The organism is Pseudomonas sp. P4_B3, from assembly GCF_056402295.1.
Genome location: NZ_JBFUHR010000007.1, coordinates 336,008 through 356,077 on the forward strand (window position 1 = coordinate 336,008; position 20,070 = coordinate 356,077).

The window sequence follows — 20,070 nt, forward strand, 5'->3', positions numbered from 1 at the left end:
ACCGTCAGTGCTTCGGTCAGAACGTTTACGGTCCGAGAATTAGGAGAGCTTCATATGAAACCAACTCGATATCTGCGTGAAAAACTATCCTCAGGTTCTCCTGTGATAGCACCAGGCGCTTATGACGGTATATCCGCTCGACTGGTTGCCATGGCGGGTTTCGACGCGGTCTATGCCAGCGGTGGTGCGATTGCGCGTGCTGCTGGATACCCGGACATCGGTCTACTGAGCTTCAGCGAAGTATTAGAACGGATCGAGAAAATTGTTGAAGCAAGTGGCTTGCCAGTGATTGCAGACGCCGATACGGGATTTGGGGGATCAGCCAATGTTCAGCGCACGGTTCGAGCTCTTGAGCGTGCCGGTGTCGCCGCCTTCCACCTTGAGGATCAATCGTTTCCCAAGCGCTGCGGCCATCTGGACAACAAAAAATTAATAGATGTAAGCGAGATGTGCCTAAAAATTCGGATTGCACGCCATACGCTGATCGATCAGGACTGCATGATTATTGCCCGTACCGATGCAATTGCGACAGAAGGTTTTGAGTCTGCGTTAAGCCGAGCCGAGCAGTATGTGAAGGCAGGTGCAGACATGATTTTCGTAGAAGCCCCGGAGACACTGGATCAAATTCGCACGATTGCCCGGCGCATCCCAGGGCCAAAACTGATGAATATGTTCTACGGTGGCAAGACTCCCTTAATGCCCATTGAAGAACTGTCCTCTCTTGGCTACCAGCTCGTCATTATTCCTTCGGATATGCAGCGCGCTGCAATACACGCGATGCAAGTCGTTCTGACTGAGATCAAACGCACAGGGGATAGCAGCGCCATGGCAGCACAATTGACGAGTTTCGAGGAGCGCGAAAAAATCGTTCAGACCAGCCGGTATCTTGCCTTGGACTTGTTATAAACCCAGCTATGAAGTCGGGCCTCAGGAACTGAGAAAGTTCAAGATGTAAACCGAGTCCTCGGAACATAGGAAAGTGATATGGATGTTCAACTCATAACAGTGGCCGGTTTGGTAACTGTGACAATCGCGTTATGGGCAACACGTAGACTTCCTGAGTACTTGACTGCACTTATGTTCTTCGCGACCGCGATGATCCTCCATGTCGCTCCTGCTTCCTTGATTTTCTCTGGGTTTACCTCCGCCGCATTCTGGCTCGTTATCAGTGGCTATGTCATTGGAATCGCTATCCGCAAGACAGGATTGGCTTCTCGATGTGCGAGGGTGCTCGCGGTTCATCTTTCCAGATCATATCCACAAATGGTCCTTGGAATTGTCGGCCTCACTTACGCGCTCGCTTTTGTTATGCCTTCCAATATGGGGCGTATTGCGCTACTGATGCCGATTGTCCTGGCGCTTGCTGATCGAGTGGGTTTCAGGGAGAAAAGTCCAGGGCGTATTGGTCTTTCACTTGCTGTCGGCTTTGGAACCTTCCAGCTTTCGGCATCCATTCTGCCGGCGAACGTTCCAAATCTTGTCATGGCGGGGGCCATCGATACCACGTACGGGTTGCAGTTATCCTATCTGCCCTATTTGATATTGCATGCACCCGTACTTGGCATTCTCAAGGGGCTTGCACTATGTGCATGTATCGTCTGGTTGTTTCCAGATAAAGCGGGAAAAAGCACAGAGGTGGAACCTGCTCGCCCTTTGAGTCCTAAGGAAAAGAGGTTGGGTATCCTTCTTTTGATGACTCTGGGACTCTGGCTTACTGACTCCTTACACGGCATTTCCCCTGCATGGGTCGGTCTCGTGGCAGCTTGCGTATGCCTCCTTCCACAAGTCGGCTTTGTATCCAGTGAAGAGTTTGGTCAAGAGGTAAACCATCGGACGGCAGTCTATGTCGCAGCAATCCTCGGACTCGCCGCACTTGTAGGACAAAGCGGACTTGGAACATTAATTGGTAATGAAGTACTTACCCTCGCACCGTTGGATCCGGCTTCACCGTTCGGCAGCTACACCTCAATCGTAGGTCTTTCCACGCTGCTAAATTTTGTGGTTACAGCGAACGGAGTACCAGCGCTATTTACTCCCTTGGCACAGTCGTTAGCCACCGCATCCGGACTGCCGTTACTTAGTGTTCTAATGATTCAGGTCATCGGGTTTTCAACACCGCTCCTGCCTTACCAAGCCTCTCCGATTGTTCTCGCTATTGAAATGGGAAGAATCCCTTTCATGGCAGCGTTACGATTGAGTCTTGCGCTTGCATTCATTACGTATGTTGTATTGGTTCCCATCAATTACGGATGGTTCGTCTTTCTGGGTTGGTTGCCGTGATCCTGCAGCCAAAACTGTGACCCGTTCTTATGGGAACTGATCCCGACACGGCAGACACGGCAAACTCCTTGAACCGTGTCGCCGAACGTGTCTTTAAGTACTCTCGCGCACCTTCAACTCAAACCCCATGTCCTGCACCGGTTTGGCCACGGTGTTGCCGGCCATCAGCGTCAGCATCTGCTCCGCCGCGCGGCGGCCGATGGCTTCGCGTGGGGTGTTGATGCTGCTCAGGCGCGGAACCATGTGTTCGGACATGGGCAAGTCGTTGAAGCCGAGGATCGCCACTTGCTCGGGGATCTTGATTCCGTGTCGCATGGCTTCAAGCAAGGCGCCCTGGGCCAGGTCGTCGTTACCGAAGAAGATCGCATCGACATCCGGATGACTGGCCAGCAGTTGCAGGAACAGTTCGCCGCCGAGGCCGACGGAGGATGAGCGGGGCGTCAGCACTTCCAGGTCCGGGTCATACAAACCGGCCTTTTGCAGGGCTTTGCGGAAGCCTTCGCCACGGAGCAAGGTGCGCTGGTCGAGTTGCGCGCCGATGTAGGCCAGACGTTTGCGACCCCGGGACAACAAATGCTCGGCCGCGGTTTCACCGGCGGCCAGTTGCGAGAAGCCGACGCAATTGAGCCCGGCCGCACTGTCCAGCTCCATCATGTACACGCAAGGAATGTTGCTGGCTTCGATCATCCGCCGCGAACTTTCGGTGCGATCGAAACCGGTCAGCAGCAGGCCTCGGGGTTGATAGGCCATGTAATTTCGCAGCAGGTTTTCTTCTTCATCGCGGGAGTAGTGGAAGTTGCCGATCAGCACTTCGAAGCCCTTGGGGCGCAAGACCCGATGAATGGCTTCCAGGGTGTCGATGAACAGCAGGTTGGACAGCGACGGCACCAATACCACCACCGACTGGCTCTGGGCCGAGGCCAGAGCACGGGCGGCAGGGTTGACCACATAGTTGAGTTCCAGCGCCGCTTTCTGCACCTTTTCCACCAGTTCAGTGGCCACGGTGCTGACGCCCCGCAGGGCGCGGGAGGCGGTGATCGGGCTGACGCCGGCCAGTCGGGCAACTTCGTTCAGGGTAGGGCGGCCAGTGGTGCGGGTATTTTTATCGTTCTTGGTTGTGTTCATCGACGGCTTGCCAAACAAAATTCAAGGCACTAAGGTAGCGCTGTCTCGATGCAGCTGCAAATGCGTGAGCGAGGGTTCGCCTGATCCTCGCTTTTTGGTGTCGGGACCTAACCTGCTGCAACCCATAAAATGACAAGAAAGGCGTCGGCAACTTCTGCTTTTGATCTAGTGTCATAACTGGCAAAGGTAGCGCTGTCTGCGCGCTGAGGTGTTACATGAATCATCCCATCACCGCCCTGGTCATCATGGGCGTTGCCGGTTGCGGCAAGACGTGCGTCAGCGAGGCCCTGTGCCATTTGAGCGGCGCCACGGCCATTGAAGGCGACTCTTTCCACCCTGCCGCCAATATCGAAAAGATGAGCGCGGGGATCCCCCTGAACGATGAAGACCGCGCCGGCTGGCTCGACAGCCTGTGCGATGAACTGCGCCGTGTCGACGCCAAGGGCCAGCGCCCGGTGCTGACGTGTTCGGCGCTCAAACACATCTATCGCGAACGTTTGCGCAGTGCCTTGCCGGGCCTGGGCTTCGTGTTCCTTGAACTGACCCCCGAAGTGGCCACCGACCGCGTCTCCCATCGGCCAGGCCACTTCATGCCGTCGACCCTGATCGACAGCCAGTTCGCCACCCTCGAATCGCCCGTCGGCGAGCCGTTGACCCTGGCGCTGGATGCTTCGACCCATAGCGTCGATGAACTGGCCGTTCAGGCTCACCACTGGTGGCTTGAGCATGGCTTGAAGCGTGCCGGTTAATTTTGCTTGCAGAGATAGCGCTGTCCTTATGGCTTTCGAATTTCCCGCTTTAATAACAACAACAACCAGGAGACACCCCTAATGTTTGGCATGTCCCACGAGACGTTCCTGCTGCTCGATGCAGTGGTCACGGTGATCGGGCTTATCGTCCTGATTACCAAGTTCAAGTTGCACCCGTTCATTGCCCTGATCATTGCCGCCGCTTTCCTCGGGCTGACCTCCGGCATGCCGATCGGCACCATCATCAAGGCGTTCCAGGACGGCTTCGGTGGCGTGCTTGGCTTTGTCGGCATCATCCTCGCGCTGGGCACGATGCTCGGCAAAATGATGGCCGAATCGGGTGGTGCGGATCAGATTGCGCAGACATTGATCCGCGCCTTCGGCAAGGACAAGGTGCAGTGGGCGATGATGTTCGCTGCGTTCCTGGTCGGTATTCCGCTGTTCTTCGAGATCGGCTTCGTGCTGCTGATCCCGTTGGTGTTCATCGTGGCCCGCCGCACCGGCGTGTCGATCATCAAGATCGGTATCCCGTTGCTGGCCGGTCTGTCCGCCGTGCACGGCCTGGTGCCACCGCACCCGGGTCCGCTGCTGGCCATCGGTGTGTTCGGTGCCGACATCGGCAAAACCATTCTGTACGGCCTGATCGTTGCGCTGCCAACCGCCATCATCGCTGGCCCGATCTTCGGTACGTTCATTGCCAAGCACATTCCCGGTCATCCGAATCAGGAACTGGTGGATCAACTGGTGCGCGATGAGGATGCAGGCGATCTGCCTAGCTTCGGCATTACCCTGATCACTGTGCTGTCACCCGTGTTCCTGATGTTGCTCAAGACCTTTGCCGATGTGGTGCTGCCGGACGGCAACTTCTTCCGCACTTTCATGGACCTGATCGGTCACCCGATCTCGGCCCTCCTGCTGGCGTTGCTGCTGTCGCTGTACACCTTCGGCTACAAGCAGGGCATCGGTTCGCAACAGATGCTCAAATGGCTGGATGCGAGCCTTGCACCGACCGCCGCGATCATCCTGATCATCGGTGCCGGTGGTGGCTTCAAGCAGATGCTGGTAACCAGTGGTGTAGGTGATGTGATCGGTCACATGGCGGTGGCTGCACAGATATCGCCGATCCTGCTGGCCTGGCTGGTGGCAGCGGTGATTCGTATCGCGACCGGTTCGGCGACCGTGGCGACCATTACCGGTGCCGGTATCGTAGTGCCGGTGGTGGGGATGATTCCGGGTGTGAACCGTGAGTTGCTGGTGCTGGCCACTGGTGCAGGTTCGTTGATCCTGTCCCACGTCAACGACGCCGGTTTCTGGCTGGTGAAGCAGTACTTCAACATGACCGTGGCGGAAACCTTCAAGACCTGGACGGCGATGGAGACCATCCTCTCCGTGGTCGGCCTGGGCTTTATTCTGTTGTTGTCGTTGTTCGTCTGATTCAAACGCAAGACACAAAAAAACCGCAGCGATGCGGTTTTTTTGTGGGTGAATCACTGTAGGAGCTGCCGAAGGCTGCGATCTTTTKATTTTGCTTTTAAAAAACAAGATCAAAAGATCGCAGCCTTCGGCAGCTCCTACAGGGTGTTTATTTGCTGATTAACCCATCCGCCCTGAACATCCCGCGAATCCCGCGTACGGCCTGGCGAATCCGGTCCTGGTTTTCGATCAGGGCAAAGCGCACGTGATCATCGCCATACTCGCCAAACCCGACGCCCGGCGAGACACACACCTTGGCCTCGGACAGCAGTTTCTTGGCAAACTCCAGCGAGCCCAGGTGCGCATAAGCCTCGGGAATCTTCGCCCAGACGTACATCGAGGCTTTCGGGTTTTCCACCATCCAGCCCAGTTCATGCAGGCCCTTGACCAGCACATTGCGTCGCTGCCGGTACTGCTCGGCGATGTCGCGCACGCATTGCTGATCGCCTTCCAGCGCGGCAATCGCCGCCACTTGCAGCGGGGTGAAGGTGCCGTAGTCGTGGTAGCTCTTGATCCGCGCCAGGGCGTTGACCAGTTCCGGGTTGCCGACCATGAAGCCAATGCGCCAGCCGGCCATGTTGTAGCTCTTGGACAGGGTGAAAAATTCCACCGCAATGTCCTTGGCCCCTGGCACTTGCATGATCGACGGGGCTTTCCAGCCGTCGTAGACGATGTCAGCGTAGGCCAGGTCGTGCACCACCAGCACGTCGTACTGCTTGGCGAGGGCAATGACCCGTTCGAAGAAGTCCAGTTCCACACACTGCGCGGTGGGGTTGGACGGGAAACCGAGGATCATCATCTTTGGTTTCGGAATCGAGCCGCGAATCGCCCGTTCCAGTTCAGCGAAGAAATCCACCCCCGGCACCAGTGGCACCGAGCGCACCTGGGCGCCGGCAATCACCGCGCCGTAGATGTGAATCGGGTAGCTCGGGTTCGGCACCAGTACGGTGTCGCCCTGATCCAGGGTCGCCAGCATCAAGTGTGCCAGGCCTTCCTTGGAACCAATGGTGACGATGGCTTCGCTTTCCGGGTCGATGTCGACCTCGTAGCGGTCCTTGTACCAGTTGGAAATCGCCCGGCGCAGGCGCGGAATACCCTTGGAGGTGGAGTAACCGTGGGTGTCTTCGCGCTGGGCCACCGTGACGAGTTTTTCGACAATGTGCGGCGGCGTGGCGCCGTCGGGGTTACCCATGCTCAAGTCGATGATGTCTTCGCCACGACGACGGGCGGCCATCTTCAGCTCGGCAGTGATGTTGAAAACGTAAGGGGGGAGTCGATCTATGCGCGCAAAGCGGCGCGGCGAACCTTGTTCGGCCATTGTTGCCTCGGATAACGTAAGCGCCCGGAACCGTCCGAGCGACGCTGGTCACTGCGGTGACCTGTGGCGGAATGTAAGGGCAGCTGTGGCAGACTGTCCAGCCTCAATGTAAAAAATTTGTCCGAAGGAAAAGGTTCGATGGAATTTACCAGCGGCTTCTTGCTGAGCCTCTCGCTGTGCCTGGATATCGGCGTGGCCAACATCGCGATGATCACCCTGGCCATGCAGCGCGGCTACTTCCAGGGCTTTGCCCTGGGCCTCGGGACCTGCGTCGGCGACCTGATCTACGCGGTGCTGGCGCTGGCCGGCATGACCGTGTTGCTGCAGTACGAAACCGTGCGTTGGGTGTTGTGGATCGGTGGCTCGGCGCTGCTGGTGTACTTCGCGGCGAAGATGATTTATTCGGCGATCCACCATGAGGCGCTGTTGGCCGAGACCGCCGAGGTGGGCCACAACTCCCATCGCAAGGAGTTCTTTCGCGGGATTTTCCTGGCCATGTCGTCGCCCAGTGCGATTCTCTGGTTCGCCGCTGTGGGCGGTACGCTGATCGCCCGTTCCGGTGGCGGTGGCGCCCTCAGTTCGGCGCTGTTTCTCGGCGGTTTTCTCTGCGCGGGGATTCTCTGGTGCGTCGGGCTGTGCTTTGCCGCGAGCCACGGCGGCAAGTTGCTCGGCGACAAATTGCTGCGTTACTCCTACATGGCATCGGCGGCGATTTTCTGCTATTTCGCGGTCTACGTGATTCTATCTGGCTATAACGAGTTCGTTGGCGCCGCTGCCGTCGAGCAATTGCACGCACTGTAATTGGGCGAATCGGGTTTGGCTTCTATACTCCCAGCCGAACCCATTTTTTCGTTTCAGGAGTCGAGCCATGGATGAGCAAACACGCGTCGAAGTGACGGAACCGCGCTTTGAACACGGACACTTCCTGCTGATCGCAGGGCTTGGCGGACGATTTACCCAAGAGACCACTAAAGACATTCCCGATCTCTGGGAAAAACTCGAGCCCCACATTGGGAACATTCCGGGGCAAAAAGACGAAGTGACTTACGGCGTCTGCTGTAATTTCGACGGCAAGGGCGGCTTCGATTACATCGCGGGGGTCGAGATCAGCAAACTCGACGATTTGCCGGATACGTACCGCTGGGTAGAGATTCAGCCCCAGCAGTACGTCGTGTTCGAACATCAAGGACCGCTGGCCACATTGCCGCAAACCTTCCAATACATCCATGGCACATGGTTGCCACAGTCCGGGCATGAGTTGCTGGCTGCCCCGGAATTCGAGCGCTACAGTGAAGACTTCAACCCCAGGCTCAACACCGGAAAGCTGGAAATCTGGCTGCCAATCAAGGCATGACACCTGCAGCGAGAGGCGGATCAGCCGATTCGTCTCTCGATGTCCCACGGCGGCTGATTTATCATCCCCAGCCTTTCCCACGCTGATTCCGAGCTGCCATGAACACCGTCATCCGCAACGTCACCCCCGCCGATCTGGACCGCTGCTTTGCCATCGAAACCCTTGCCTATGAAGGTGACGAAGCCGCGACCCGCGAGAAGATCGCCACCCGCATCGCCACCTGGCCCGAGGGTTTTATCGTTGCTGAAGTGGACGGGGCAGTCGCCGGTTTCATCAACTCCGGTGCGGCGTTCCAGGTGGAAATGTCGGACGAAGCGTTCAAGGAACTGATCGGCCACGACCCGGCCGGGCCGCACGTGGTGATCATGTCGGTGGTAGTGCATCCGGATTTCCAGGGGCTAGGCCTGGCCAAACGCCTGATGGGCGAGTTCATCGAGCGCATGCGCGCGATGGGCAAGGTCAGCATCAACCTGATGTGCAAGGAACGGCATATTCCGTTGTACGCCGGGTTCGGTTTTGCCTACGTCAAACCGTCGGCGTCCGACCATGGCGGCATGGCGTGGCATGAGATGGTGCTCGAACTCTGACCCGACACAAATCCCCTTGTAGGAGCGAGCTTGCTCGCGAAGAGGTCATCACATTCAACAGTGATGTTGACTGACACACCGCTTTCGCGGGCAAGCCCGCTCCTACAGTAGTTTTGTGGTGTTGGCGGGGGCCGCGTTCAAAACACCAACCCCATCCGCCGCTCATAACCGATCCGGCCTTTGTACGCCTCGCCGCTGTCGACAAAGCCAAACCTGACGTACAGGGCGATGGCGGCCTCGTTGTCGGCATCCACCGACAACTCCAGCCCCCTGATTTCCGGCCAGGCCAGGCGCGCCGCCTCGGGCAGCGCCTGCAGGCAGGCCTTGCCGTAGCCTTTGCCTTGAGCGCGTTGATCGACTTGCAGGGCATGCAGCGTGGCGCTGTGTTCATCGGCCCACGCAGGCAATACGGGCGGGCGTTTGAGCAGCAGGAAGGCCACGGGGATGTCTTCGGTCAGCAGGGCAAATCCTTTGACCCCCGGGCCGGGCCTGGACAACAAGGTGTGCAATGCACCGTGGATGTCACCGGAGAACTTTATTTGCTCCGGATGTACTTCAATTGCCTCGACCTGCTGGCGCTGCAGCGCATTCAGGCTTTCATAAGGCACGAGTCGGGCTGTCACTGGAGTGTCCTTTTTCCAACTGAAAATGAGTCTCGGATTCTAGCGAGTCTGGCGTTATGGATTATTTTTATTTCTTCTGTCGATTCGCCGGATCGCCAGACGACTAAGGGTGTCTTCCAATAAAAACCACGGAGAACCACCATGAATGCGCAAACCCAGATCCAGAACCTGATCGAAACCTATCGTCAGGCCATGATGGCCAAGGACGTAGATAAAATCATGACCCTGTATGCCGACGACATCGTCTCCTTCGACGCGGTCAAGGCCCTGCAATTCAAGGGCAAGGAGGCGTACCGCGCGCATTGGGAGGATTGCATGAAAATGTGCCCAGGGCCGCACATTTTCGACTTCCAGGACATCCGCATCGAGGCGTCCCAGGAGATCGCCTTCGCTCATTGGCTGGCCCATTGCGGCGGCACCAACGACAAGGGCGAAACCCAGGCCTGCTGGATGCGCGGCAGTGCGTGCTATCGCCAGGAGGACGGGTTGTGGCAGATCGTCCATGAACACTGGTCGGCGCCGTTCGACATGATGAGCGGCACCGTCCTGTTCGATCTGAAACCCTGATCGATGTTTTTTCTCGGGGCGCTGCGCCAAATGGTCAATCCACGGCCATAGTTGATCCGTTCGAATCAGGAGACGTTCATGAAATATTTATGCCTGGTCTACAGCGACGAGCGCCTGCTGCATTCGCTGCCGGAAAGCCCGAAGGACGAAGAGTGCATGGCCTATGCCGAGTCGATCCAGGGCAGTGGCCGGATGGTCGCCGCCGAGGCGCTGGAGTCGGTGCAGACCGCCACCACGGTGCGCATGCGCAACGGCAAGATGTCGATCACCGACGGCCCGTTCGCCGAAACCAAGGAGCAGTTGGCCGGCTTCTACCTGATCGACGCCAGGGACCTCAACGAAGCCATCCAGGTCGCCGGGAACATTCCGGCGGCCCGGGTCGGCAGTGTCGAAGTGCGCCCCGTTCGGCAGTTGAATCCTTAAGATGCCAGGGCTGCCGGTTCAGGCGCAGGTCGAGCGGGTCTATCGCGAAGAGTCGAGGCGCATTCTTGCGACCCTGATTCGCTTGCTGGGGGATTTCGACCTCGCCGAAGAGGCCTTGCACGAGGCGTTTTTCATCGCGGTCGAACGCTGGCAGCGTGACGGCGTGCCGGACAATCCGCGGGCCTGGCTGGTGTCCACCGGACGCTTCAAGGCCATCGATGCCTTGCGCCGGCGCGCACGTTTTGCCGCGTCGCAGCCCATGTTGATCGCTCAACTGGAGGAACTGGAACAGGCAGACTGGAGTGATGACGACGTGGAAGACGATCGCCTGCGGCTGATCTTCACTTGCTGCCACCCGGCCCTGGCGGCGGACGCGCAAGTGCCGCTGACGCTACGGGAGGTCTGCGACCTGACCACGGAAGAAATCGCCCGGGCCTTTCTCTCGGCCCCGGCCACCATCGCCCAGCGCATCGTGCGCGCCAAGGCGAAGATCCGCGACGCGAAAATTCCTTATCAAGTGCCAACCCTCGCTGAGTTGCCCGAGCGCCTGGACAGCGTATTGCGGGTGATTTACCTGGTGTTCAACGAGGGGTATTCCGCGTCCATCGGAGCCGAACTGATCCGCGAGGACTTGACCCGCGAAGCGATCCGTCTCGGCCGGTTGCTGGTGGAACTGTTGCCGGAACCGGAGGTGATGGGCTTGCTGGCGTTGATGCTGTTGCACGAGTCGCGACGCCCGGCCAGGACCTCGGCGAGCGGCGAGCTGATCGTGCTCGACGAGCAGGACCGTTCGCTGTGGGACGCCGGGCTGATCAGTGAAGGATGCGCATTGATCGAACAGGCGTTGAGCATGGGACGATTCGGACCGTATTGCCTGCAAGCGGCGATCGCGGCGGTACACGCCGAAGCCGCGACGGCGGGGGAAACCGATTGGCCACAGATTGTCGGTCTGTATGACGTCCTGCTGCGGGCGGTGCCGTCGCCGGTGATCGAGTTGAATCGTGCGGCGGCGATTTCGCAACGCGATGGTCCGCTGGCGGGGCTGACGCTGGTCGATGCGATTCTGGAGCGGGGAGAACTGCTCGACTACCACCTGGCGCATTCGGCGCGGGCGGAGTTTTGTCGGCAACTGGGTCGCAAGGAGCAGGCGCGGGCGGCTTGGCAGCGCGCACTGGAATTGACCCGGCAAGAGCCGGAGCGGCGGTTTATCGAAGAGCGGCTCAAGGCGTTGGAGTGATGCGGCTGTACTGGCCTCATCGCGAGCAAGCTCGCTCCCACAGGGGCAGTGGTGCACACAAGTTTTATGACCGACACCCACAGGGGCAGTGGTGCACACAAGTTTTATGACCGACACAATAACCTGTAGGAGCGAGCTTGCTCGCGATAAGGGCCGAAGGACCTTCACTCCAGCATCTTGCCCAGCAACCAGCTCCCCGCCGGCCCCGGCGGATTCAGCCGCGACCACAACGCATCCACCGACACCGTTTTCGGCCAGCCGCGCACCACCAGTTCCTGCAACGTGCCAGGCCCGAACCGCTCGACCAGCCAGCGGGGCAACGGTGCCCAGCCGAATCCGCCCTGGGCCATTTCCAGCAGCATCAGATAACTCGGCGCCGACCAGACGCGGCCCTTCGCCCGACTTTCATAGGGATTTATGATGGTGGCCAGGCGCAGCTCGCGGTGCTGCTGCAGTACGTCCCGGTCGACGTAGTTCAGCGTTGCCAACGGGTGTGCCGGGGACACGAACAAGGCGATCTCCGTGCGCTCGTCCACCGTCGAGCTGACCAGGTCCGGCGGGTAGCTGTCCTGCATTTCGGCAAAGGCAATCTGCGCCCGGCCGCTTTGGACCAAGGACACCAGGTCATCGCATTCGGCGATCAGGCATTCGAGTTCAAGGTCGGGATAACGCTGCTCGAAGGCGCTGAGGGCGGTTTCGAAACGGTCCGACTGATAGGTATCGGACAGCGCCACCGTCAACTTTGGCTCCACCCCTTGGGACAGTTGGCTGGCGGTCATTTCCAGGCGACTGGTGGCGGCCAGGATGTCTTCGGCCCGTTGCAGCATGACGTGCCCGGCCGGAGTCAGTCCGGGCTTGCGGCTGCTGCGGTCGAACAGCGTCAGATTCAGGTCGATTTCCAGGCTGGCCACTGCGGCGCTGATGGTCGACTGACTGCGGCCCAGCTTGCGTGCCGCGGCAGAAAATGAGCCCTGGGTCGCCGCTTCGACAAATGCCAGCAACACTTCGTGAGAAGCCATGAACTATCGCCTTGATCGATGGTTATTGGTTATGAAGTATCGGTGTGATGACAGATCATGGCAACCACAGTCACTCAAGGGAGTTCGGCCATGAGCGCCAACAAGTCCATTACTGAACGTATTTTCCAGGCCATCGGCTTCGAACTGCTGGCCATCCTGATCTGTACCCCGTTGCTGGCCTGGATCATGAACAAACCGATGCTGGAAATGGGCATGGTCACCGTCCTCATCGCCGGCCTGGCCCTGGCCTGGAACGTGGTCTTCAACGGTATGTTCGACCGGGTGCTCAAGCGCCTCGCCATCGCACACAACGCCTGGGTCCGCGTGGTGCATGCGCTGTTGTTCGAAGGCGGTCTGGTTGCTCTTGGCGTACCGCTGATCGCCTGGTGGCTGAATGTCAGCCTGTGGCAGGCATTCCTGCTGGATATCGGCGTGCTGCTGTTCTTCCTGCCGTACACCTACGTCTACCACTGGGTGTATGACGTGGTTCGGGAGCGGATGGTGATGACTCGTCAGGCTTGCTGAGGTGTGTTTTTGTGGCGAGGGGGCTCGCCCCCGTTGGAGCGCGAAGCGGTCCCAAGCTTTACGACTGCTTCGCAGCCGAACGGGACGGTGCGGCGATCCGACAAGCCCCCTCGCCACAGGGTATTCCAATCGCCGTTGTTAGGCGTTTTACAAAAACATCCCCCCCGACGCCTCGATACGCTGACCGTTGATCCACTGACTGCCCGGCGCCAGCAGTAATGCAATCGCGGCGCCGATGTCATCCGGCAAACCGGCGCGACCCAGGGCGGTGTTGTTTGCCACCAGGGTGTTCAACCCGGGGTTGTCGCGCACGGCGCCATCGCCGAAATCGGTTTCAATCGCACCGGGTGCGAGGATATTCACCGCGATGTTACGCGCACCGAGTTCCTTGGCCTGGTAGCGGGTCAGCACTTCCATCGCGCCTTTCATCGCCGCGTAGGCGCTGTGCCCCGGCAGGCTGAAACGGGCCAGGCCACTGGAAATGTTGATGATGCGGCCGCCGTCATTGAGCAAAGGCAACAGTGTCTGCGTGAGGAAAAACGGCCCCTTGAAGTGGATGTTCGCTAACAGGTCGAACTGTTCGACGGTGGTGTCGACGAAGTTGGCGTGCAGGCCGATTCCGGCGTTGTTGATCAGAAAATCGAAGCGCTCGCGCTCGAAGTGGCTCTGCAAGACTTTAGCGACTTCGCTGCCGAAGGCGCTAAAGCTCCCACTCTGGGCAACGTCCAGTTGCAGCATGACGGCGCGACCGCCCAGGCTTTCAATCTCGACCACCAGTGCCTGCGCCTCATCGGCGCGGCTGTTGTAGGTGCCAATGATATCGATGCCTTGGGCGACCAGATGCAGGGCTGCGTTTTTACCGAGGCCGCGGCTGGCGCCGGTGATCAGTGCGATTTTACGGTTCATGGGACTTCCTCAAGTGCAGTGGGCGGTTGTTGTGAGGAAGTTTATTTATCCGCTTGGTGGTGATAAACAGAGTGAAACCGGAATCACTGGTCGGATAATCCGAACAATAGAAGAACAGGCTGATGAACAAACTGGAACTGTTGCGCACCTTTGTCCGAGTCAGCGAGATGTCGAGTTTCACCCTGGCCGGAGAAAGCCTGGGCCTGCCTCGCTCAACGGTGTCCGAACATGTGCAGGCACTGGAGGCCTTGCTCGGCACCCGGCTGTTGCAGCGCACCACGCGCAAAGTGCAGGCGACCCAGGATGGCCTGGTGTTGTACGAGCGCAGCAAGGACCTGCTGTCGCATATGGACGAAATCGAGGGTTTGTTTCGCCAGGACGAAGCGTCGCTGGTCGGGCGGATTCGCATCGACCTGCCGAACATTCTCGCCCGTCGCGTGGTGATGCCGCGCTTGCCGGCGTTCATGGCGCAGCACCCGCTGCTTGAACTGGAAATCAGCAGCACCGACCGTCGGGTCGATCTGCTCGCCGAAGGGTTCGATTGCGTGCTGCGCATCGGCGCCCAACCGGACCAATCGGTGGTGGCGCGACACCTGTGCGACTTCACCATGGTCAACTGCGCCAGCCCTGCGTATTTGCAGCGTTATGGCGTGCCCGAGCGGCTGGAGGATCTGGCGCAGCATCGGCTGGTGCACTACGTCGGTGTACTGGGCGGGCGTTCGGAAGGGTTCGTGTACGTCGACAAGGGGCAGGTGCAGCGACTGCCGATGGCCGGGAGTGTCACGGTCAACAGCACCGATGCCTACGAGGCCGCATGCCTGGGTGGTTTCGGCCTGATTCAGGCGCCGAGGATGGGTATGCAGCAATACCTGCAAAGCGGCGAATTGATCGAGGTGTTGCCGTCGTTCAACGCGCCGTCCATGGAGGCGTCGCTGCTGTATGCCCGGCAGCGGCATTTGCCGTTGCGGGTGAGGGTGTTCATGGATTGGTTGGGGGAGGTGATCCGGTCAGTGGCCTGAACCCGGACCCTGTAGGAGCGAGCTTGCTCGCGATGACGGCGTGTCAGACAACATCGATGCTGAATGTCAGACCGCTTTCGCGAGCAAGCTCGCTCCTACAGGTATTGGCGTGCCATTAGACGTGGAAGTAACCCACGCACGAATCGAACGGCAAACGCTTGAGTTCGATCTTGTTCAGGTCGAGCACTTCACGCAGGGCTTTGGTTTCGCCCGGGAAGTTGCGGTAGGCGACTTCGTCGAGCACCACGATCGCGCCTTTGGGCATGTACGGCAGGAAGGTTTCCAGCGCGACTTTGGTCGATTCGTACAGGTCGGTGTCGAGGATCAGCATGGCCACGACCAGGTCCGGACGGGTCTTGACCCACTCCGGCACGGTCTTGACGATGTCACCCTTGACCAGTTCGCAACGCGGAATCCGGTTGACCGGGCGCAACAGGTCGTTGGCGTCGATCATGTCCTGGATCAGCGACTGGTCGGTGTCGGCGAACATGGTCTCGTTGACGTCGGCCGGGTCTTCTTTCTTGTCGATGCTCTGGAAGCCTTCGAAGGTGTCGAAACCCACGATCGAGCGGTTGATCGCATACGGCTCGAGAATCATCGACAAGTGCATGTACAGCATCAACGAGTTGCCCTTGTACACGCCGCACTCAATGATCGCGCCCGGCACTTCTGCGACTTTCTTGAACAGTTCCATGCGCGACAACGCGGCGGTCACGCCGATACGGTTGGCGAAGACGAACGGCGCGTCGGCCACATATTCGGCATCGACCCGTTTCAGGACATTGGTACGGGTTTCGTTGTACTGGGCCTCGGCGGGCGTGATGCGACGCTTGGTCATTGCTGGATTCCTCGGAAATTCGAAAAGTCGTGGACGTGGAAGTAGTCTTTGAAACCGGCGCCGACATCCGGGCAGGCGCTGTCGACGTTGATCGCGCCGCGCTGCTGCTTGAGGTCGTCGAGGTGCATCAGGCGAAAGTCCACGCTGAAGCGGGTTTGTTGCGTGTAATTGGGCACGGTGCCGTGCAGGTGCGAACCCGAGAACACCAGCATCTCGGCGGTGTTGCCGGCGATGCGCAGTTCAGAGGTGGTGTTGATCGCTTCGGTGGGCACCGGGTGCTGGCGCGCCTCTTCCTTGACGTTGTCCTTGGCGCGCTGACGTTGCACGTCGATCCAGTCGGACAGGCTCCACTGCGCCGAGGTGTTTTTCACCGCGACGTCGAAGTAGGCCGGGTTGATCATCATGGTCTGCTCAGGCTGGATCGTGTAGACCGGCATCCAGGTATTGATCTGGCAGTCGACACCGCCGTACCAGGTATCGCGATGGGGCTTGTAGGCGTAGCTGACGCCGGCGTGCAGGTAGTCGTAGTTGGGCACGACACGGATGCGCGGTACGTCGAAAATGAACTCTTCGGGAGCGGCACCGATTTCGTCGGTGAAGCTGCGGATCAGTTCCTTGGCACGCAGGCTGTTGGTGAACTGGCCCTTGAGGCGAGTCACCAGCACCACGAACTCTTCCACCGGCATCAGCGTGTGCAGCGCCTGGTGGTTGGTCTCGCCATCGAAGGCGGCCGTGATGCTTTCCTGGGCAAAGGCACAGAGTTCCTTTGCCGCTTTCAGTTCGGTGTTGAGGAAGATGTCGCCAGCGTAGATCGCACTTCTGAAATCAGCGTGCTTGTGCAACTGATTGATGAATAAGTTCACGGTTCTCACCCAGGAATACTTTGGCTCTCATAAGAGTCGGCAACAGGCTGACAAACTGAAGCGCCATCCTCGAATGAAACGATCAATACCTTGAGTTGGCGATGAAATGCGCGGCTTTGCGCCGGGCTGAAAGCAAACATCCCGCAGCGATTGCTCGCTGCGGGATGTGAGTACAGGCGGGAGTGATCAGAACAGTTGGGTGAACAACCAGTACAGGCTACCCGACAGCAGGATCGCCGCCGGCAAGGTCAACACCCAGGCCATCAGCAGGTTGCGGATGGTCCTCATCTGCAAGCCGCCGCCGTTGGCGACCATGGTCCCGGCCACGCCCGAGGACAGCACGTGAGTGGTCGACACCGGCAGGCCGAACATGTCGGCGGCGCCGATGGTCAGCATCGCCACGGTTTCTGCCGAGGCGCCCTGGGCGTAGGTCAGGTGGGTCTTGCCGATTTTCTCGCCGACGGTCACCACGATGCGCTTCCAGCCGACCATGGTGCCCAGACCCAGGGCGATGGCCACGGCGATTTTCACCCACAGCGGAATGAACCGTGTGGAGTTGTCGATCTGTTGCTTGAACAGTTGCAGCTTGCCGTTGGTGTCGGCGTCGAAATTGCCGACCTTGTTCTTGTCCATCAGGCGAATGGTTTCGCTGCTCAAATACATGTCGTTACGCACGTTGCCCACGGCCTCGGCCGGGACTTTCGACAGCGAGCCATAACCCTTGACCTGGGCACCAATGCTGCCGGTCAGCGCCGCCAGTGCCGGCACCAGTTGCGGGGTCGCTTCCTTGCTGCGCATGTATTCGGACAGCACCGCGCGTGGGTCGGCGGGGGGCGATTGCGGTGCCGCCTTGACCAGCGCCTGCTGGGTCACTTCGGCGACCGCGGCGAACTGCAACGCTTGATCGGCCGGCATGGTGCGGTTCAAGGCGTAAGCCATTGGTAGCGTGCCCACCAGAATCAGCATGATCAGGCCCATGCCTTTCTGACCGTCGTTGGAACCGTGGGCAAACGACACACCGGTGCAGGTCACGATCAGCAGGCCGCGAATCCACCATGGTGGTGGCGTCTCGCCCTTTGGCTCCTTGTACAGCGCACGATTCTTGACGAACGCGCGCAGGGCCAGCAACAGCAGTGCGGCGCAGCCGAAGCCGACCAGGGGCGAGAGCAGCAGCGCGTAACCGATCTTGGTGGCTTGCGCCCAGTCCACACCGCTGGTGCCGTCGCGGCCGTGCATCAGGGCGTTGGCCACGCCGACCCCGATGATCGAACCGATCAGGGTGTGCGATGACGACGCCGGCAGGCCCAGCCACCAGGTGCCGAGGTTCCACAGGATCGCGGCGATCAGCAGGGCGAAGATCATGGCGAAACCGGCGGACGAACCGACTTGCAGGATCAGCTCCACCGGCAGCAGGGCAATGATGCCGAACGCCACCGCGCCGCTGGACAGCAGCACCCCGAGGAAGTTGAAGAAACCGGACCAGACCACCGCAACGTTTGGCGGCAACGAGTGGGTGTAAATCACCGTGGCCACTGCGTTGGCGGTGTCGTGGAAGCCGTTGACGAACTCAAAGCCCAGGGCAATCAGCAGCGCCACGCCGAGCAGCAGAAACGGCGTCCAGGTGGTGACCACCGTGCCGAGTTCGCTCATGTCGTGCATCAGGCTGTAGGCGGTAAACAATAAGCCGATGGCCAGCACGGCAAAAAACACCACGATGGTGAGCAGGCCGGGTTTTTTGTCGAATAGTGGTTTGGTGCTACTGGCGGGTGCCGGGGCGGCGGTGTAGGAGGGCGTAGCCATCACGGACATTCCTGAGGGGGGAGGTGTACCAGTGATAATCGTTGCCAATTGTTACAGGGAGGCTGTTCTGGGTCAGTGTTTGGGTTTTTTGCAGGGCCGCTGATCTGAGTTTCCACACATTGCCTGATGCCATGCAAGCCCCCTCGCCACAGTTGTTCAGTGTGTCGGGTGATGAAGGGAACTCAATAATCCTGCTGCTTGCGAAACGCCCAGCGCCCGGCAATCACGGTAAAGGTCGCGACCAGCGCCACGAGGATCCAGAAACCTTCCGGATCACCGGCCAGCGGAATGCCGCCGACGTTCATGCCGAAGAAGCCGGCGATGATGTTGATCGGCAGCGCCAGCACCGTTACCACCGTCAGGGTGAACAGCGTGCGGTTGGTCTGTTCGTTGATGTTGGCGGCGATCTCTTCCTGCAACAGCTTGATCCGCTCACCCAGCGCCGTGAGGTCGTTGATGATCAGCGCAAACTCCTCGGTGGATTTTCGCAGCTCCTTCACGTCTTCCTTTTGCAGCCATTGCGGCGGCCGGTTGAGCAGGCGCAGCAAGGAGCCTGGCTCCAGCGCCAGCAGCCGTTGCAAGCGCACCAGCACCCGGCGATTGGCGCCCAGCTCAGCGCGGTTGGTCGACAGGCGCGAGGAGAGCAATTCGTCTTCGATCTGATCCACGCTCTGGCTGGTCTTGCGCACGATCTGGGTCAGCACTTCACCTTGGTCGCGCAGCAAATGCACCAGCAACTCCAGCGGGGAGCGAAAGCATTCCCGGGCCTTCACCGATGAGCGCAGTTTGTCCACCGAGTGCAGCGGTTGCAGGCGGGCGCTGATGATCAATTGGCTGCGGGCGCACACCCACAGGGTCGAGACATCCGACGAGACCATGTTGCTGAGGTTGAACACCACATCGTTGACCACCGCCAGCAACGCGGAGTCGACATGTTCGATGCGCGTCGAGCGCGAGCCTTCGTGCAGCGCTTCGAAAAATTCTTCGGGCAATTCCAGATGACTTTTCATCCAGCGTTCGCACGCGGCATGGGCGAGGTTCAGATGCAGCCAGAGAAATTGCTCGTCGCTCTGCGGTTGTTGCAGGTACTGCAAGGCCTCCGCCGAATTGATTTCCCGGCCGGCCTCACCGGGGCGAAAACTGAAACCGTAAAGCAGGCCGAACAGATCCGTGTCGCGATGACTGTGATCGATGCTGTGGTTCATGAGGGCTCGCAAGGGGAGACGCCTGTCGCAGGTTTCGCAGGTTCACTTGAACGGCATCATCGCAAGCGGGGATGACGGTTTTGTGACGGGAAAATAACGCAAACGATTGCACTACCGGCGGTCGGAATTTTCTCAAGAACCGCTCTGGCTTGCCGATCA

General features: G+C 59.3%; 21 protein-coding genes. 12 read left to right on the forward strand and 9 right to left on the reverse strand.

Annotated features, from left to right (window positions below):
• Nucleotides 1-54 precede the first annotated feature (54 nt).
• The gene (locus AC1DWG_RS10330) at nt 55-906 is read left to right on the forward strand and encodes an isocitrate lyase/PEP mutase family protein (RefSeq protein WP_477762816.1); all 852 of its coding nucleotides are present in this window, start codon (nt 55-57) and stop codon (nt 904-906) included.
• Nucleotides 907-984: 78 nt separating this feature from the next.
• A complete protein-coding gene (locus AC1DWG_RS10335; RefSeq protein WP_477762817.1) occupies nt 985-2,280 on the forward strand; it encodes an SLC13 family permease in 1,296 nt (431 codons plus the stop codon).
• 93 nt (nt 2,281-2,373) lie between these two features.
• Here the strand turns inward: AC1DWG_RS10335 and gntR are convergent, their stop codons facing one another.
• Entirely contained in the window at nt 2,374-3,405 is a 1,032-nt protein-coding gene (gene gntR, locus AC1DWG_RS10340) for an HTH-type transcriptional regulator GntR (RefSeq protein WP_477762818.1), read from the reverse strand.
• Nucleotides 3,406-3,620: 215 nt separating this feature from the next.
• Here gntR and AC1DWG_RS10345 point away from each other — a divergent pair, with 215 nt between their 5' ends.
• Together AC1DWG_RS10345 and AC1DWG_RS10350 are read left to right on the forward strand one after the other, a co-directional pair.
• On the forward strand, nt 3,621-4,154 hold the full coding sequence (locus tag AC1DWG_RS10345) for a gluconokinase (protein ID WP_477762819.1): 534 nt from the start codon (nt 3,621-3,623) through the stop codon (nt 4,152-4,154).
• Nucleotides 4,155-4,235: 81 nt separating this feature from the next.
• Nucleotides 4,236-5,588, forward strand: a complete 1,353-nt coding sequence (locus AC1DWG_RS10350) for a GntP family permease (protein WP_477762820.1) — start codon at nt 4,236-4,238, stop codon at nt 5,586-5,588.
• A gap of 148 nt (nt 5,589-5,736) precedes the next feature.
• Here AC1DWG_RS10350 and alaC read toward each other — a convergent pair whose 3' ends face one another.
• Nucleotides 5,737-6,945, reverse strand: coding sequence for an alanine transaminase (gene alaC, locus AC1DWG_RS10355; RefSeq protein WP_477765467.1), 1,209 nt, complete (start codon nt 6,943-6,945; stop codon nt 5,737-5,739).
• Nucleotides 6,946-7,083: 138 nt separating this feature from the next.
• On the opposite strand from alaC, the gene AC1DWG_RS10360 reads away from it, so the two are divergent.
• The 3 genes from AC1DWG_RS10360 to AC1DWG_RS10370 all read left to right on the forward strand — a co-directional run bounded on the left by AC1DWG_RS10360 (nt 7,084) and on the right by AC1DWG_RS10370 (nt 8,886).
• Nucleotides 7,084-7,746 carry a LysE family translocator gene (locus AC1DWG_RS10360; protein ID WP_477787734.1) on the forward strand — a complete coding sequence of 221 codons (663 nt, stop codon included), beginning with the start codon at nt 7,084-7,086 and terminating at the stop codon, nt 7,744-7,746.
• Nucleotides 7,747-7,813: 67 nt separating this feature from the next.
• A complete protein-coding gene (locus AC1DWG_RS10365) occupies nt 7,814-8,299 on the forward strand; it encodes a GyrI-like domain-containing protein (protein ID WP_477787735.1) in 486 nt (161 codons plus the stop codon).
• Nucleotides 8,300-8,397: 98 nt separating this feature from the next.
• On the forward strand, nt 8,398-8,886 hold the full coding sequence (locus AC1DWG_RS10370; protein ID WP_477765465.1) for a GNAT family N-acetyltransferase: 489 nt from the start codon (nt 8,398-8,400) through the stop codon (nt 8,884-8,886).
• A gap of 137 nt (nt 8,887-9,023) precedes the next feature.
• Here the strand turns inward: AC1DWG_RS10370 and AC1DWG_RS10375 are convergent, their stop codons facing one another.
• On the reverse strand, nt 9,024-9,509 hold the full coding sequence (locus tag AC1DWG_RS10375) for a GNAT family N-acetyltransferase (protein ID WP_477765464.1): 486 nt from the start codon (nt 9,507-9,509) through the stop codon (nt 9,024-9,026).
• Between the two features lie 141 nt (nt 9,510-9,650).
• Here AC1DWG_RS10375 and AC1DWG_RS10380 point away from each other — a divergent pair, with 141 nt between their 5' ends.
• From AC1DWG_RS10380 to AC1DWG_RS10390, 3 genes are all read left to right on the forward strand, one after another.
• Nucleotides 9,651-10,076, forward strand: a complete 426-nt coding sequence (locus AC1DWG_RS10380) for a YybH family protein (RefSeq protein ID WP_477765463.1) — start codon at nt 9,651-9,653, stop codon at nt 10,074-10,076.
• Nucleotides 10,077-10,154: 78 nt separating this feature from the next.
• Nucleotides 10,155-10,499, forward strand: coding sequence for a YciI family protein (locus AC1DWG_RS10385; protein ID WP_007985194.1), 345 nt, complete (start codon nt 10,155-10,157; stop codon nt 10,497-10,499).
• Between the two features lies 1 nt (nt 10,500).
• Complete coding sequence (locus AC1DWG_RS10390; RefSeq protein WP_477787736.1) at nt 10,501-11,736, forward strand: RNA polymerase sigma factor; 1,236 nt, start codon at nt 10,501-10,503, stop codon at nt 11,734-11,736.
• 164 nt (nt 11,737-11,900) lie between these two features.
• Here the strand turns inward: AC1DWG_RS10390 and AC1DWG_RS10395 are convergent, their stop codons facing one another.
• Complete coding sequence (locus AC1DWG_RS10395) at nt 11,901-12,755, reverse strand: LysR family transcriptional regulator (RefSeq protein WP_477787737.1); 855 nt, start codon at nt 12,753-12,755, stop codon at nt 11,901-11,903.
• Between the two features lie 90 nt (nt 12,756-12,845).
• On the opposite strand from AC1DWG_RS10395, the gene AC1DWG_RS10400 reads away from it, so the two are divergent.
• Entirely contained in the window at nt 12,846-13,280 is a 435-nt protein-coding gene (locus tag AC1DWG_RS10400) for a multidrug/biocide efflux PACE transporter (RefSeq protein WP_477765460.1), read from the forward strand.
• A gap of 147 nt (nt 13,281-13,427) precedes the next feature.
• Here the strand turns inward: AC1DWG_RS10400 and AC1DWG_RS10405 are convergent, their stop codons facing one another.
• Nucleotides 13,428-14,186 carry an SDR family NAD(P)-dependent oxidoreductase gene (locus tag AC1DWG_RS10405; RefSeq protein ID WP_477765459.1) on the reverse strand — a complete coding sequence of 253 codons (759 nt, stop codon included), beginning with the start codon at nt 14,184-14,186 and terminating at the stop codon, nt 13,428-13,430.
• Between the two features lie 122 nt (nt 14,187-14,308).
• Here AC1DWG_RS10405 and AC1DWG_RS10410 point away from each other — a divergent pair, with 122 nt between their 5' ends.
• Complete coding sequence (locus AC1DWG_RS10410) at nt 14,309-15,205, forward strand: LysR family transcriptional regulator (protein ID WP_477765458.1); 897 nt, start codon at nt 14,309-14,311, stop codon at nt 15,203-15,205.
• A gap of 115 nt (nt 15,206-15,320) precedes the next feature.
• Here the strand turns inward: AC1DWG_RS10410 and AC1DWG_RS10415 are convergent, their stop codons facing one another.
• From AC1DWG_RS10415 to AC1DWG_RS10430, 4 genes are all read right to left on the reverse strand, one after another.
• On the reverse strand, nt 15,321-16,043 hold the full coding sequence (locus AC1DWG_RS10415; protein WP_056725897.1) for a TylF/MycF/NovP-related O-methyltransferase: 723 nt from the start codon (nt 16,041-16,043) through the stop codon (nt 15,321-15,323).
• Nucleotides 16,040-16,906, reverse strand: coding sequence for a hypothetical protein (locus AC1DWG_RS10420; protein WP_477765457.1), 867 nt, complete (start codon nt 16,904-16,906; stop codon nt 16,040-16,042). The genes AC1DWG_RS10415 and AC1DWG_RS10420 overlap by 4 nt, the downstream gene beginning before the upstream one ends.
• A 186-nt stretch (nt 16,907-17,092) precedes the next feature.
• Nucleotides 17,093-18,706, reverse strand: coding sequence for an inorganic phosphate transporter (locus AC1DWG_RS10425; protein WP_477787738.1), 1,614 nt, complete (start codon nt 18,704-18,706; stop codon nt 17,093-17,095).
• A 182-nt stretch (nt 18,707-18,888) separates the two neighbouring features.
• Complete coding sequence (locus AC1DWG_RS10430; RefSeq protein ID WP_477756221.1) at nt 18,889-19,911, reverse strand: transporter; 1,023 nt, start codon at nt 19,909-19,911, stop codon at nt 18,889-18,891.
• Nucleotides 19,912-20,070 lie beyond the last annotated feature (159 nt).